This is a genomic window from Clostridium tagluense (genome assembly GCF_003865095.1).
GTDB classification, from domain to species: domain Bacteria; phylum Bacillota; class Clostridia; order Clostridiales; family Clostridiaceae; genus Clostridium_AD; species Clostridium_AD tagluense.
This window is the reverse complement of record NZ_BHYK01000027.1, coordinates 38917-54704: the sequence shown is the minus strand read 5'-3', so window position 1 is coordinate 54704 and position 15788 is coordinate 38917. Positions and strand designations below refer to the sequence as shown.

Annotated in this window: 13 protein-coding genes and 1 pseudogene; 5 read left to right on the top strand and 9 right to left on the bottom strand. The window is 30.7% G+C overall.

Going from position 1 to position 15788, the window contains the following annotated elements; genetic code table 11:
- Positions 1-169: 169 nt before the first annotated feature.
- From Ctaglu_RS18970 to Ctaglu_RS18960, 3 genes are all read right to left on the bottom strand, one after another.
- Positions 170-364: a hypothetical protein gene (locus Ctaglu_RS18970; RefSeq protein ID WP_125004639.1), complete on the bottom strand. Its 195-nt coding sequence runs from the start codon at positions 362-364 to the stop codon at positions 170-172.
- 233 nt (positions 365-597) lie between these two features.
- Positions 598-1044, bottom strand: a complete 447-nt coding sequence (locus tag Ctaglu_RS18965) for a hypothetical protein (RefSeq protein WP_125004637.1) — start codon at positions 1042-1044, stop codon at positions 598-600.
- The gene (locus tag Ctaglu_RS18960; RefSeq protein WP_125004635.1) at positions 1037-1492 is read right to left on the bottom strand and encodes a DUF3990 domain-containing protein; all 456 of its coding nucleotides are present in this window, start codon (positions 1490-1492) and stop codon (positions 1037-1039) included. Before Ctaglu_RS18960 ends, Ctaglu_RS18965 begins: the two co-directional genes overlap by 8 nt.
- A gap of 286 nt (positions 1493-1778) precedes the next feature.
- Between Ctaglu_RS18960 and Ctaglu_RS26285 the strand changes: the two genes are divergently transcribed.
- Entirely contained in the window at positions 1779-1907 is a 129-nt protein-coding gene (locus Ctaglu_RS26285; protein WP_267901300.1) for a hypothetical protein, read from the top strand.
- A 123-nt stretch (positions 1908-2030) separates the two neighbouring features.
- On the opposite strand, the gene Ctaglu_RS18955 is transcribed toward Ctaglu_RS26285, so the two are convergent.
- The 4 genes from Ctaglu_RS18955 to Ctaglu_RS18940 form a co-directional block, all read right to left on the bottom strand.
- Complete coding sequence (locus tag Ctaglu_RS18955) at positions 2031-2441, bottom strand: peptide deformylase (protein ID WP_125004633.1); 411 nt, start codon at positions 2439-2441, stop codon at positions 2031-2033.
- Between the two features lie 151 nt (positions 2442-2592).
- Positions 2593-3966, bottom strand: coding sequence for a DUF4317 domain-containing protein (locus Ctaglu_RS18950; protein ID WP_125004631.1), 1374 nt, complete (start codon positions 3964-3966; stop codon positions 2593-2595).
- Between the two features lie 400 nt (positions 3967-4366).
- A complete protein-coding gene (locus tag Ctaglu_RS18945) occupies positions 4367-5455 on the bottom strand; it encodes a 2,3-butanediol dehydrogenase (RefSeq protein ID WP_125004629.1) in 1089 nt (362 codons plus the stop codon).
- A gap of 406 nt (positions 5456-5861) precedes the next feature.
- Positions 5862-7790: a sigma-54-dependent Fis family transcriptional regulator gene (locus Ctaglu_RS18940; RefSeq protein WP_125004627.1), complete on the bottom strand. Its 1929-nt coding sequence runs from the start codon at positions 7788-7790 to the stop codon at positions 5862-5864.
- Positions 7791-8246: 456 nt separating this feature from the next.
- Between Ctaglu_RS18940 and Ctaglu_RS18935 the strand changes: the two genes are divergently transcribed.
- From Ctaglu_RS18935 to Ctaglu_RS18920, 4 genes and pseudogenes are all read left to right on the top strand, one after another.
- Entirely contained in the window at positions 8247-8933 is a 687-nt protein-coding gene (locus tag Ctaglu_RS18935; protein ID WP_125004625.1) for a YczE/YyaS/YitT family protein, read from the top strand.
- 44 nt (positions 8934-8977) lie between these two features.
- Positions 8978-9934, top strand: coding sequence for a carbohydrate kinase family protein (locus Ctaglu_RS18930; protein WP_125004623.1), 957 nt, complete (start codon positions 8978-8980; stop codon positions 9932-9934).
- Positions 9935-10175: 241 nt separating this feature from the next.
- Positions 10176-11585 carry a deoxyribodipyrimidine photo-lyase gene (locus Ctaglu_RS18925; protein WP_125004621.1) on the top strand — a complete coding sequence of 470 codons (1410 nt, stop codon included), beginning with the start codon at positions 10176-10178 and terminating at the stop codon, positions 11583-11585.
- A 98-nt stretch (positions 11586-11683) separates the two neighbouring features.
- Positions 11684-12097: pseudogene (locus Ctaglu_RS18920) on the top strand (type 1 glutamine amidotransferase domain-containing protein); the annotation flags it as partial.
- A gap of 350 nt (positions 12098-12447) precedes the next feature.
- Here the strand turns inward: Ctaglu_RS18920 and Ctaglu_RS18915 are convergent.
- Both Ctaglu_RS18915 and Ctaglu_RS18910 read right to left on the bottom strand, forming a co-directional pair.
- Positions 12448-13857, bottom strand: a complete 1410-nt coding sequence (locus tag Ctaglu_RS18915; protein WP_125004617.1) for a L,D-transpeptidase family protein — start codon at positions 13855-13857, stop codon at positions 12448-12450.
- 469 nt (positions 13858-14326) lie between these two features.
- Positions 14327-15523 carry a TerD family protein gene (locus Ctaglu_RS18910; protein ID WP_125004615.1) on the bottom strand — a complete coding sequence of 399 codons (1197 nt, stop codon included), beginning with the start codon at positions 15521-15523 and terminating at the stop codon, positions 14327-14329.
- Positions 15524-15788: the final 265 nt, after the last annotated feature.

The following is a 15788-nucleotide window of genomic DNA, read 5'->3' as shown; positions in this document are numbered from 1 at the left end:
ACACAGCCTTCTTTATTTGCTTTAAGCGTATCAAGCAAATCCTGTATCACCTGAGCATCTGCTTTTGTAGCAAGTTCTGATTTTTGATTTAGAAAGAATATGTCTTTCATAATTGATCTAACCATATGTTATACCCCTTTAATATTTGTCTTTTTTATTATGTTCCGTTCTATACTAGAATCCACCATTCTTCACCTTCATTAAATAACTCAATTTCTTTTTCGTCAATATTGCATTTATATCTAACTGCATTATTAAAAAGCTTCATACTTCTAATTGGATCTTTTATTTCAAACTCTTCATCGTTATAAGTCAATTCAAAAGGGATATCCCATCCATGAAATCTACACCATATTCCTTGCACCCTTAGCACTCTTATTTCCAGCCACGTGACAAGTGGCATTTTATTATATTATACTAATATATTATAAAAATTAATATAACACATCATAAAAAGCCATAACTATACTCTCATGTATTAGTCATGGCTTACTGTTATATTTTTTTGCAAATTCTAAAGATGCTTTTACTATCGTAAAGAACCACTAACTCACGCCTGAAGTCACAAGTGTGCGAGGTTCAACTCAATTGTTAATTTTATGCCAATAGTTTTCCTTCTAAATAAGAATACTTTAAGTATTCTGGATTACTATAATATACTGATGAATTAAAATCTGAAATCTCATCACTAATAAATGATTGAAATACTGCATATAGTACCTCTACTATATTATCTTGTTCTGAACTTACATCTATTATTAACCTTTGATATTCTTTGCCTATTGCTTGGAAACTTGGTACATTATATTTACATAACCCTACTGAATCAAAATGACCTTCTTGAATATTAAAATACTCTATTATCTCATCTGATACTTGTTCAAATGATAAAGAATGATTAACATCAGCAAGTTCTAATTGCCTATCTAACTCCTTCTTACCAAGTATTTTTACAATAGTTGCTCTTCTATTACTCGTCTTTCTTCCTATAAACTCTATGAGTGAACAAACATAAAATAAATTATTTTTTTGAGTATCATTCATTTATAACTTCACCCCTCTCAAACTTAAGGCAGTCTAATCCTTTCAATGTATGGAAACTTATTTGATGAGTAGGATATTTAAACTTTGCTAACTCCCAAAAAATATTTCTAGTAATCTCTCCTGCTAAAAAATCATTTACATAATTCCAAACAGTATCATCTGCCATTGGTCCTTCTACTATGTCATAATCATGTACTAATCCCTGTCTACAAACTGAAATAAAATCTAACCATTCATCAGTCATATTTTCAAATTTTAATATTTTTAACTCTTTATTCTCTGTGTAAGTATAATAATTAACTGTACCATACATTCTATTTCTTTTAGCCCATTTTTTAGCTTGTTCAAAATCATTGGTACAGTAAAATCCCCATGAAAAATCTTTTGTGTATTTACTTTTTCTTATCTCCGGAAATTCAACAACTTCTCCAGAAGCATGATACAACATAAAATACTCACCTCTCTCGTACATGTTTACTTCTTTGCTATAATAAAATTATATATTTTAACTTTAATTACATACTGATATGATTATTTACTAGCTTCTTTTTATTATATCACTTTTATAATTTCTCTTCTATTAATTATAACCATTTAAATAAATACTAACCTTAACACCACTCCTCCTAAACGAGAACCCACAAAGGTAACTGCGACTTGGTAAAAACAGTAAATAATTCTAGTCTAATGGACATAAAAAAAATAGCAACGTTCAAGACAAAGAAATGAAGCTCATGTTACAGAAAAATGTACATATTAATGATTATTACCTACGCCCTTATGTAGCATGTCCGGAAGCTGCAAGAATTCTTTTATTAAAAGAAGAAGGAATTGAATTTACGGAAAGTTACGAGCCTTTATGAAAAAATATATTATCAAGTGATATTGAAACTACATCTACAGAATATACTAAGCAAATTATGAGTGGAAATTAGGGAGTGCAAGAATTGCTGTAATTCAACCTTTAGCAGCTATCTACCTTTTTTCTATATGACTATCCCATCACAATGGTCTACTTCATGTTGAATAATTTGAGCAATCCATCCTGAGTATTTCCCCCTTCGCTTCTTAAATCCCGAATCAAAATACTCTACTTCTATCTCTTTGAATCTATTAGTTTTTCTAACACCTATAAGTGAAAGACATCCTTCTTCTGTTTCATATTGACCCCTTTTATTCACTATCATAGGATTAATCATCGGAACGTCCATATCGCCCATACTGATCACAATAATTCTTTTTTTGACACCAATCATATTAGCTGCCATTCCTACACAGCCTTCTTTATTTGCTTTAAGCGTATCAAGCAAATCCTGTATCACCTGAGCATCTGCTTTTGTAGCAAGTTCTGATTTTTGATTTAGAAAGAATATGTCTTTCATAATTGATCTAACCATATTTTATACCCCTTTAATATTTGTCTTTTTTATTATGTTCCGTTCTATAACTGCCGACATATTAATACGTGGTCGTAATAAAATCTATAAGTTTTTACTTTCTACTGTATAATAAAAATTGCCTCCGGATAAAATAGTTAATAAATTTGTTTTAAATTAAATTATCTATACCATTAACCGTAGTTTGTTCATTGTCATTAATAGGAATAACTATGCATTTTTGGCCATTAATTATTTGAGATTTTATTTGAGATACTTTTTCGGGTTTTACTTGTAGTATAACATCATAATGAGTGGTAACATTATTATCTTCTGAATGTGCATCTGGAACTTTCTCTAAATTAGTTTCTAAAGTTTCTTCTAAATCAGTTGTAGAGGCTTCTTCTAAAACCACATTATCATCCTTAACTTCTGTAGACAGGTGAGTTTCATTATCTATAGTATTCTCTTGTTTAACTTGATCAAGTCTTGCCGTAAGTATTTCCACTTGTTTGTGAAGGCGTTCCTCCTTTTTTCTTTGCACATTTGCCTTAAGAGCCTTTGCGTCAATTAAATTCTTAGCTAAAGTGATATCATCACCAAAGTTCTCTACATAGGAGTTTTCAATCTTAGTAGTAATTTCTCGTGGAACTTCACTTTCTATTAAAAGGTTTTGTATATCCTTCTTTGTTAAGCTTATAGGTTCACAATCTGCATCATCATTTAGAGCATTGTATTCTTCTATCATAGTGCTTAGGTTTTCTTGTATATCCATAAAAATTTTATCAGCTTTATTTTCGTCTAAGCTAAAAGAATCTTTAATAATTGATTGGAATGTTTCCTTTTGCACCGTAGCCGTTTGTTTTGAATGACAACCTAGCACATTTTCCATTAATTCAGTATGTGTGTCCTTTACGTTTTTTGTATAGTACATAATAGAGTTAACATCTGAGCTACGATCAATAAAAGCAGGAAACACAAAGCCATTAGTTGGGGACTCCACTACCCAATCTCTAATACGTGCTTTTATTTCGTTTTGCTGTTCAAAGTATCTAAGACCAGGCTCTGAAAGTGAAACTGGACATATTGCACATAACACATATTCATATACTTCTTCAGATTCATCTATCCGCATATTATCTTTGGTTTTGCTAATAACATCATAAGCATCATGAAAAAAGAGTATTAAAAAATTACCAGTGTAATCATAATTAGCTATAATTAAATCATAAAGGTTGCCTACAAGAGCATCATCTTTTAATTGACTGTTTTTAAGCTGCATAAGCGAAATCTGTCTTTCATTTGTAAAATCTTCATTAGCTTCAAAGTTAAGTTCTAAAATATTATTCCCAATAGTTCCAGACAGTACTTTTTTAGCGATTTCTAAATATTTAAAGTATTCAGCCTCATCTAAATTTAGAAAGCTTTCTCTAAATTTTAAAATAGTATGTTTTTCTCCATTAACATAGCAGCCACACATTTTAGTGAAGGTGCATTGTTCTTTTTTAAAACGTCTTTTTAACTCAAGTATATCTTTTCTTCTCATGTATAAACTCCTCAATTTATAGACAAACCTTACGTGAATTTATAGTTGAAATGGTTTGTCTTTAGTATTTTTTATTTGTAGCTATAATTAATATATTATCGTTATTAATTATAGTATTTTTTTTACAAAAAATAAAGGATATATATTAATCAATTTTTTAAATGGTTCCTATTGAGAATAGCACAAGATAACTATCACCTCATTGTTTTGCGCAAGCTGTTTCCTATATAATAAAAAAAGCGCCTGGATAAATTCATCTTACCCAGGCGGTGGATATTTTCCTTTAATTATCCTCTATGGTTCGCTAAAAGCTAACCGACTGAAAGTCTGTGGTTTTAACCTTACTCATAGAAAATAAATTTATTTGACTATTTGAACATCAATTTTAATTTAATAGTTACTACAGTTGACCACCAGATAAAAGCGCCTTATCTGGAGTTACAAGTATTTTTACATGTTTCTTCTTTTCTGCTCCGGTTAATGTTCCAAAACCTTCTTCTACTATATCATCAAGCGCTATTTTTTTAGTAATATATCCTTCTGCCTTAATCCTTCCATCACTCATTAATGCAATTGTTGCTGGAAATTCATGCCTATAAGCTAAGGTTCCTACTATTTTCTTTTCAGTAAATACTAGAACATTTGGGTTAAAGTTAATGTCACCTTCCCAAATACTTGTTATAACCATGGTTCCTGCGTATTTTAAACTATCAATCCCTATATCAAAACCTATTTTTGCTCCAGTAGTTTCAAAAGCTACATCTACGCCTACTCCACCTGTAAGTTTTTTAACTTCCGTAGCTATATCAACTTCATTTGGATCAAGAACAACATTTGCCCCTGCTCTCTTAGCATATTCTTGTCTTATTGATTTTCTTTGTAATACTACAATAAGTCCTGCTCCTGCAGCTTTCAAACATTCAATTGTTGCAAGTCCTATTGGGCCTGAACCAAGTACAATTGCAGTATCTCCTGCATTAAAATTAGCCATTCTAATAGAGTGAAGAGCAACTGCTATTGGCTCTATTAATGCTGCTTGTTCATAAGACATGTTATCAGGTATTTTATGTACATATTCTTCTGGGAATACAGTATATTCAGCAAGTCCACCGCCGCTTCCACAAAGTCCGTGAAATCCTAATGATGAACAAAGATTATATTTTCCTTCTTTGCAAGCTGGACATTTACCACAAGCTAAAATAGGTTCTACTGTAACTCTATCACCAATTTTAACATTAGTTACGCCTTCTCCAGTTTCTACAACTTCACCAGAAAATTCATGACCTAAAACAACTGGTGCAACGTTACCACTTAGAGGATGAGGTTGTCCAACCGGTATGAAAATCGGTCCTGCTAAATATTCGTGTAAATCTGATCCACATATTCCACACCATTTCACTCTAATTTTAACATTTCCACTAGTAACCTTTGGTTCATCTATTTCCTCAACTCTAACATCGTTTTTATCGTACCATAATGCTGCTTTCATAATAAAATCTACCCCTTTATAATAAAATTATATATTTTGATTGTTAATTCTCTCACATATTTATTTAGCAATTAATATGCCAAAATATTAATTTCTGAAAACATTACTTAAAAAACATTTTTATCACTGCTTAAGATCTCTTAAATCATTGATGTAAAGTAAGTATCACTTGGTTTATCCTAGTAAAATACGCTTATAGAACATTAGTAACCCTTAGTTATAATGTAAAATCAATTATTTTTATATTTCTTCTAAAAAAATTCTATAAAATTAAAAAAGCATCTTCAATGTCAAAATGACACACTAGTTAGTGTGTCATTTTGACATTTTACAAATATTTACTGTCTTTTTGATACATTATATAGCTAATTACTCCCGATTTAAAAGTAAAATATAGTATATTTTCTTAAACATTGTTAATATTATATTTTTTAATTTTTCTATACATAGTAGATCTGCTTATTTTTAACATTTGAGCAGCTTTAACTAGGTTTCCATCACAAAATTTAATAGCATTTACTATACTTTCAATCTCTAAAACACCTATAGGAATAATGCTGCTTCCTTTATTTTCTTCTACATATTCACTTATTTCTCCTGTATTTAAGTATTCTACTCCAGTTATACTATCTTCACTTGAATAATAATCTCTTTCTATAACATTTCTAAGCTCTCTCACATTACCTGGCCATTCATATTTCTTAAGATTTCTAATATAAGATTTATTCATGACTTTGATTTTATCATTATTTTTTATATTTAGTATATCTACAAAATGTTTTGTTAGTACTTCTATGTCCTCTTTTCTTTCTACCAGTGGAATAGTTTTTATGTTCATTACATTTAACCTATAATAAAGGTCTTCTCTAAAGGTTTTCTTTTTAACTTCTTCCTTTAGCCTTTTGTTGGTTGCACATATAATCCTAACATTTAATTTTTTCTCATAGGTTCCGCCCACTCTAACTATTTTATTGTTATCTAATACCCTTAATAGTTTTGATTGAATATCTAGAGGAAGTTCTCCTAATTCATCTAAAAAAATAGTTCCTCCATTTGCAAGCTCAAATTTTCCAGGGTGGCCCTCTTTAATAGCTCCCGTAAAGGCACCCTTATCATATCCAAATAGTTCACTTTCAACCAATTCTCTTGGTATAGAGGCGCAATTTATAGCTACAAAAGGACCCTGTGCCCTTTTACTATAATTATGTATTGATTGAGCTATTATCTCTTTACCTGTACCACTTGCGCCTTCAATTAGTATATTACAATCACTTTTTGCAGCTTTCTTTGAAAATTCTATCAAATTTTTCATCTTTTGATTATTACTTATAATATCTTCAAATTTATAGGTAGCCTTATAGCCCACTACTTTATTAACCAATTTATGTACATATTCTGCTTCCCTAAAAGTTATAACCACACCTGAAAACTTATTATTACCCTTCATAGCAACTACATTTATTATACATTTTATCCTCTTATTTTTTATGTGAAAATCACATTCTATATTATTATAAGCTTGTAGAGAATTTGACAGCATATAATTAAAATTTACATCTTTTAGTGTTTCTATTATATTCATTTTAAATATTTCACTTTGTGTTATGCCTAAAATATTTTTAGCCTTATCATTTATCCTTTTTACATGAAAATTCTCATCAATTACTATCATACCTTCCACAATTGAATCAAATGTTATATTTAATAAATTATAAGAACTAATAAGCGCTACCTGCTTTTTTATGGACTCCGCCGCCGCTGTAACAATTCCCAAGGTATGCAAGTGTGCATCATAATAAATTCCCGACATATTTATACACCCTATTATATTTCCCTCTTCATCATGAATAGGTGCTGAGGAACACGTCCAAGAATGTTGATTTTTTCCATAATGTTCAGCTCCTATAGTCTGCATAGGTTTATCTAAATAAAGTGCTGTTCCTATAGCATTAGTTCCCACCGCTTTTTCTGTCCAAAGAGCTCCTTTTACAAAATTTAGCTCATTTGCCTTTTGCATAATATTACTATCTCCAATAACCTCAAGTATATATCCATCTCTATCTGAAAGAAACAGTGCAAATCCAGAACCCGCTATAATATTATATATATCTTCCATTATAGAGCGGGATATGGAAACAAATTCTGCATTATCTTTGATTTTAGCTTCTAAGGGTACAAGGTAGTCATCATTGCCACGCCCATCCATGAAATCTACACCATATTCCTTGCATCTTTTCCAGGAATCTGCTATTTCTAATTTTACCTCATTATTCATATATCCTTGTTCCACAAACTCTTTCCAAGCCTTTGAAATAAACTCCATATAACCTACCATAATCTTCATCTCCTTGCACCCTTATTTCCACCCACGTGACAAGTGGCATTTTATTATATTATACTATTTTATTATAAAAATTAATATAACACATCATAAAAAGCCATACCTATACTCTTATGTATTAGTCATGGCTTACTGTTATATTTTTTTGCAAATTCTAAAGATGCTTTTACGTAATTACGCTAGGATAAAACATTACCACTGCTTCGTTTAGTGACAATGGCATTTATTAATATAAATTTTAAAGGGTTCAACTGTTGACACCGTTTACTAAGATATAGTAAAATGAAAACAAACGAAATCAATCGAAACAAAAACAAACATAAACAAACATAAATAAAAGTTGGTGAAAAGATGCTTTTGTGTTTCTACAAATTTATGTTTTGTATTCTCACATCGAATAAATAGGTTGCACATTAATCAACTATAAAATATAAAGAAAGGGATGAAAATATGACTAAAAAAATAAATCTAATTAAAAGACTAATTATATTTTTTGTAGGAATGAGTATTATACAGATTGGAGTAGCTTTGTTTTTAAAAACTAATATTGGTTCCGATCCATTTACTTTATTCACTCAAGGATTATCATTTTTATTAAATAAAACACCAGGAAATGCTAATATGATTATTTTATTTGTATTGTTTTGCATAATACTTGTAGTTGAAAGACATCGTATAAAGATAGGAACAATTATATGCGTTGTTGGAGTAGGACCAATTATTGACCTTGGAGTAAAGGCTGTTTCATTTTTCCCAATTGCATCTTTAAATATTGGTATAAAAATACTTTTAGTTATAATCGGTTGTGCTTTAATTGCAATTGGATTTTCTATACTTAAAGCAAGTGATTTAGGTGTTGCACCAAATGATATTATTCCATTTATTATTAAAGATAAAACTAATTTAGAATATCGTTGGATTCGTATGGCATTAGATATTAGTTTTTTAATAATGGGATTTGCCCTTGGCGGAATATTAGGAATAGGTACAATAATATCTGCATTGTTAATAGGTCCATTCATACAATTTTGTCTTCCCTATGGAGAAAAGTTCGTAAATATTATTGTTAAAAATCAAACTGAAGATGAAGTTGAAAATGAAAATGAAAATGAAAAAAGGATATCTTTAAGGGCTTAAATTTAAAAGGTAATTTATAATAATTGGAATTAGGAGGCGTATTTTTGAATAAAATACTATGTATTGGTGAATTGTTAATTGATTTTATTTGTTCAGATATTAATAGTGGTTTAACTAAAGGAGAAAATTTTATAAAAAAAGCAGGAGGTGCACCAGCTAACGTATCAGCAGCTATATCAAAGTTAGGAGGACAAGCATATTTTGCAGGAAAAGTTGGTAATGATAACTTTGGTATGTTTTTGAAGGAAACATTAGAGGAAGCCGGAGTAGATACTTCTATGCTTATTTTCGATGAAAATTCTAAAACTACTTTAGCATTTGTTTCGTTAAATAAAGATGGAGAAAGAGATTTTATTTTTAATAGAGGTGCAGATGAATTATTAACTTTAGATGAGCTAGATAGCGATAAACTAAAATCTTTTAAGATAATACATTTTGGTTCTGCAACAGCACTTTTAGGTGGACCTTCAAAGGAAACTTATTTAAAAGCTATGGAACTTGCTTTTGAAAATGAAGCTTTTATTTCTTTTGATCCTAATTATAGAATAGATTTGTGGAAAAATAGATTGAGTGACTTTGTAGAAATATCAAAACAATGTCTTAAATATTCAGATTTTGTTAAAGTAAGTGATGACGAAATAAAAATAATTTCAGGTAAAGAAAATATAGATGAAGGTGTTAAGTTTTTTCATAGCTTAGGTGCAAAAGTCGTAGCCGTTACTCTTGGAAATGCAGGTACATTAATTTCTACCAATGAAGGAAGTAGCGTAATCAATAGTATAAAAATTAAATGCATTGATTCAACCGGAGCTGGTGATGCATTTGTAGGTGCATTTCTTTATAAACTTTCACAGTTAAAGAATCCAAAATTATTCATGAATAATCCTGATACTATTAAAGACATAATACTTTTTAGTAATAAAGTTGGGGCTATTACCTGTACAAAGCTCGGAGCTATAGCCTCTCTACCAACACTTGAAGAAATACACATGTTAAAATAGTTTAAAGAACAAATTTAACATATTTTAAGGGTGTGTAAATCAATTCCAATTAAGTTATGTGTTATATACAAATCAGTAGCAAATTGATATAGCTTTAGGTTTACTCTTAAAAGATGATGACTATAATTTCAAATAGATATATTGAGTATATCAATAAGTATTAGTAAATAGGGCTACTGAAATATATTTTAGTAGTTTTTTAATTGTAAAAAAATAATCTATAATAATGGGGCTGAAAATAATGATTTTACAAGATAGAATTAAAGTTTTAAACAACAAAAAAATAATTGATAATCCCTATGTGGTTTACTGGATGCAATGCTCTCAAAGAACAGAATATAATCATGCCCTAGAGTATGCCATAATGCAGGCCAATGAGCTTAATAAGCCATTAGTTGTGTACTTTGGATTAACTGATAATTTCCCAGAGGCAAATGAAAGACACTATTATTTTATGCTAGAGGGATTAAAAGAAGTAAAAACAGAATTAGCTATAAGAAATATTAAAATGATTATTAGAAAAATATCTCCTGAAAATGGAGCTTTAGAAATATCATCTTTTGCAGCATTAATGGTAGTAGATAGAGGATATTTAAGGATAGAAAGAAAGTGGAGAACGCTTTTAGCCCAAAATGCGAAATGCTCTGTGGTACAGGTAGAAACTAATGTCATTGTACCTGTAGAAGTAGCTTCTATAAAAGAAGAATATTCTGCATATACCCTTAGAAATAAGATAAACAAAAGATTAGAGGAGTTTACATTGCCTCTTAAGGAGAGAGAATGTGATAAAGATTCTACTGATTTGGAGCTTCCATTTGATGAATATGATGTAGACGATATTGATAAAGCTATTTCACAACTTAAAATTGATAAAACAGTTAAGAAAGTACTATACTATAAGGGTGGTACTAATAATGCTAAGCTATTACTAGAAGAATTTATTTCCAATAAATTATCACATTATAGTGAACTTAAAAATGAACCCTCAAAGGCTTATTCTTCTAATTTAAGTCCATATCTGCATTTTGGTCAGATTTCTCCCTTGTACATATATATTAAATTAATGGATGTGTATATAGAAGATAAAAAAGCCTTTTTAGAAGAATTAATAATTAGAAGAGAATTAAGTATGAACTTTGTCTTTTATAATGATAAATATGATTGTTATGAATCACTTCCATCTTGGGCTGTGAATACTCTCGAAAAACATTTGGTAGACCCACGAGAGTTTATTTATTCCCTGCAAGAACTAGAAACAGCCCAAACCCATGACGATTATTGGAATGCTGCGCAAAAGGAAATGCTTATTACAGGCAAAATGCATGGCTATATGAGGATGTATTGGGGAAAGAAAATATTAGAATGGAGTAAAACTCCAGAAGAAGCTTATAATACTGCTATTTATTTAAATAACAAGTACCTCTTAGATGGTAGGGACGCAAATGGATTTGCGGGGATAGCTTGGTGCTTTGGAAAGCATGATAGACCTTGGGGTGAGAGGGCTATCTTTGGATTAGTTAGATTTATGAATGATAAAGGATTAAAAAGAAAATTCGATATGGAAAGATATTTGCATAAGATTGAATCAATGGCTTACAATTCTGTGATTATAAGTGATAATGAGAAAACTGAACAACTATCCTTATTTTAAATACATTTTATGCTCCCACAAACTCTAAGTTTGTGGTTTTTTTTATATAAATAGGGTGATAAATCGATAAAGATGGTTAACCGTAATCAGTAGATCAAGTTAACCCATGTGATTATGATGTAATTTACTATACTGGTGGCCATGGTGTTATCTGGGACTTCCCAAATGACTCTAAGATGCAAGAAGTTTCTAGAAAAATATATGAAAATGGTGGTATAGTTTCAGCTGTTTGTCATGGTTTAGCTGGTTTATTAAATATCAAATTATCAGATGGTAAAAACTTAGTTGATGGAATTAAAGTTACAGGTTTCTCAAATAGTGAAGAAGAAGCTGCAGGACTTGATAAACTAGTTCCATACTTAACTGAAACTGAACTTGTAAATAGAGGTGCAAAATACGTTAAAGGTTCTGATTGGTCAGAATTCGCAGTATCAGATAACAGAATTATTACGAGACAAAACCCTACTTCAGGAGCTGCTGTAGCTAAAGAAGTTCTTAAAATTTTACAATAATAAAAAAAGTTGTGAGCTTTTAATTTTAAAGCTTACAACTTTTTTTAGTTTCTCTTAAGAAGATTTCAATTAGCCATCTATGCTTATAGTGATTTAGAAGTTCTTCAGTTGTAATAGTTGTATCTAGACTTATGAATCTCTTAAACAACCAGGCTTGAAAAGAGCCTCCTTAGGCCACCAATATAGGCGTAGCCTGACTCTTTGGAAACAGCAAACAATGTTTTATTGCTATACCAACTATCACATAAAACATAACCTTTACTTACTGGTTGGGGTAAGGATTTTGTAATACAAATCCTCTAAGTAATCTTTCATCCAAGATTATTCATAAAATTAAATAAATTTATCTATTAATAACAAACAACTGGAGTACCTGTCTCTATATTATCAAATACTGTTTTTGCTACATCGTATGGTGAATTTATACAACCATGGGATCCGCCTGTCTTATACAGCACTCCCCCAAACTTATCTCGCCAGCCTGCATCATGAATTCCTATTCCTCCATTAAAAGGTAGCCAATAATTCACAGGAGAAGCGTAGCCTTCACCTTTAAGCGTTGCATTTCTTTCTTTATAATTGATCATATAAATGCCGCTGGGTGTTCTAGTCTTATCAGATCCATCATTACCTGTAACAACATCCCCTTGTGTTATCAGCACTCCGTTTTTATAAAACCATAAGTGTTGCCCTGAAAGATCTATTTCTACATATGTTTTTCCAATATCATCCTTGCCATGATACAATGCGGTTTGATAATATGCAGGTTCTTTTTCTATAGATTTCCCTTCCTTTATGATGGAAATTAAATCTTGGATTTCTTTAACCTTATTAATGGCCCATCCATAACTACCCCCACCAATATTAATTACCTTTCCTGATGATGAAACAAAATTTCTCGTCTTTGCAACTGTGTTATATTCACTAGCAAGTACGTCCATATAGATTTCAACTTCTTTTTCATTAAATGTTACTTCACTATTTTCATCAACTGTAACCCACTTATTTATTTTAGAACCATCTAAAATTTCTTTATCTTTCCCAAAAGTATAGGTAATCTTTGAAGATACATATTTGTTAAGCATGTCCCTTGTAGCAACGACCTTTGGGGATTTTGAAGTATATTGTGGCTTAACGTAGTAATTACTTGCGTCCAAATCTATTGTTGTTTCACCTGTACTAACTGCATCTATAACATCCTTATATAAAATGTCTTTATTGCCCTTGTTTCCATTGACTTCATCCACAATCACATAACTATTATTTATATACTTATATCCTGCATTTTTAGGTTCAATTACCTTACTACTATCAAAACAAGAAAGCTTATCGAATTGTTCTTTTAATAAATCTTTATCATATTTAACTCCTACTATCATTTTAGAATCTTTTGTATTAAAAACTCCTGAAACCCATTTATAAGGGTTCTGTTTGTCTTTAAAGTCCTTAAACTCCACATTCATATCATACTTTAAGCCAATTTCTTTCCCGCTAATTTGTTCATTTGTACCACCTCGTTCTTTTATGTTTAACTTATATTTTTGAATCTCAGATGCCATTTGTTCATTTACAGCCTCTACACTTTTACCTGAAACACTAATTTTATTTATTGTAGAACCAAAATAAAAATGATTCATAAAATATATTGCCATCCCAAAGTATATTATAAGTAAAGTACAAATAGAAATTATAATACCTAAAACAATTTTCTTACGCTTTTTTATTGACCTTATTGTTGACTTTTCTACCTCAGTTTCCATAATTGCACCCCCTCTTTTATTAAGATAGTGTTAACACTATCCTTGTTTTATTTATTTAAATCCTTGCTATTGCAAGGGTTTGTACTGTTTTAAACGTAAAAAAGCAATGACCCCCTCTTTTCTAATATAATTGTTGTATCTAACTCAACAAAAATCACAAAAGGAAGGTGTCATTGTATTTCCATTAGGTTTTTTCGTAAGTCAGTTAACACTATCTTTATTAATCAATTATACCTCAAAACACGCCTTTAAGTAACATCTATTAACTAAATATATAGTAAGTTGGTGTACCTTTAACATTTTTATTGACACTACTACAATAGTGTATCAGTCTATATATGCCTATTTAGTGGTGAAGACTTGTGCAAACCAAGCTTATTACAACTAAGCACTAGGATAGGAGTAATGAAAGATATAACTTTATCGCCACAAGCTTTAGACCAACGCCTTAATAAATAATAATTTATCCTTATTTATAGTTATTTTTCGGTCCTTTATCCATAACTATCTCTATGTTACCGTCAGCACCCTCCACTAACTTTGGTCTATTTTCCGAACCTTGCGTACTGTACATTTCAATAGGTTTTATTATTACCCCCTCTGGTGTGTTTAATAACATGCCTGGTACGCAGGTGTATATTCCATTATTATTATTTGCATTTTCTGCGGAAATCGTAACTTCTGTACCTGCGTTGTTATCTATACACATAGATACTTTATACTTATGGAAAGAACCAGAGCCATTTGACTGTGCAGAGTAAGCTACAGGAACTACTGCAATAATGTCCTCATTAAAACGTATTTTAATTGTCTCTGTTTTGCTGGCTTCTTTTTTTGCCTTACCCCACCCTAGTTTTTTACCTCTTCCTACATCTCCCATATGCTCTACAGTACCGTTATCAAAATTTTGCAATACTGGTACACCTTTAGCACCGAACATAGCTACATCAATTTGTTTACCATACTTAGTGTATACTAGTGCATAAATATCATAGTCTGTACCAGAATCCCAAGAAACTGATGCTGTTATTTGAGTAGTTTTTTCAATTAGAATAGGCTTCTCGCCTTTAGATAAATTTACTTTACCACTGGTCTTCTTAAGGTTAACAACTGACTTAACAGGTTGAACAGGTTGTTTTTCTTCTGCTTCCACTTCTACTCCATAATTTAAACATAATCCATCTAGACCTGCTGCAAATCCCTTCCATACTGCCTTAGCTTTTGCACTTCCGCTTCTTAGATACAATTCCGTGACAACTATACCATTTTCAGTTGTGAAACTTGAGGGTATTAGCTGAATAACGTCACTGCCTACCTGTATTTCAGCTTTTAAGTTTTTCACACTTGCAAATCCAGTGTTGTTTCCCTCTGTCAAAGTTACAGCTATTTTAGTTATACCTCCTGATGACTTACTTAAATCAAAATCAATTTTATGTGTTTTTGTACTTCCACTGTCTACAGAAGGAATAAATGTAGCTATGCCATTTGGTCCTTCCATCTGGTTGTAGAATACTATTCCACTATCGCCTAAAACTTTTCCTGCGTCTGTCACAAGAAAAGCTGTTAAAGATACATCTATGTTTTTGTCTATATCATGTGTTACAATAACAGAGCCTTTTGAAGAACTAAGAGATGTGTTACCCCCTGTTTTTAACTCTTGAATCATATATATCCACCTTTCTTTTGATAAGTCTTGATAATTGAAACTTATAATAATGCCTTATATTACATTCTACTATGAACTGTTGCCGCCAAACAAGTAGTAAAGCCTTGTAAACAGAGATTTAAATTGAGTGTGTTAAAATCATACATAGACAAAGATAAGAAAGTTAGAATAATAAATTTAAGCAAGGGGATTAATAAACTGGATCTTATAACTGTTTATTAGATGTTTTTCATGCTTTTTTAACTAGAAAGTATAAACTCCCAGT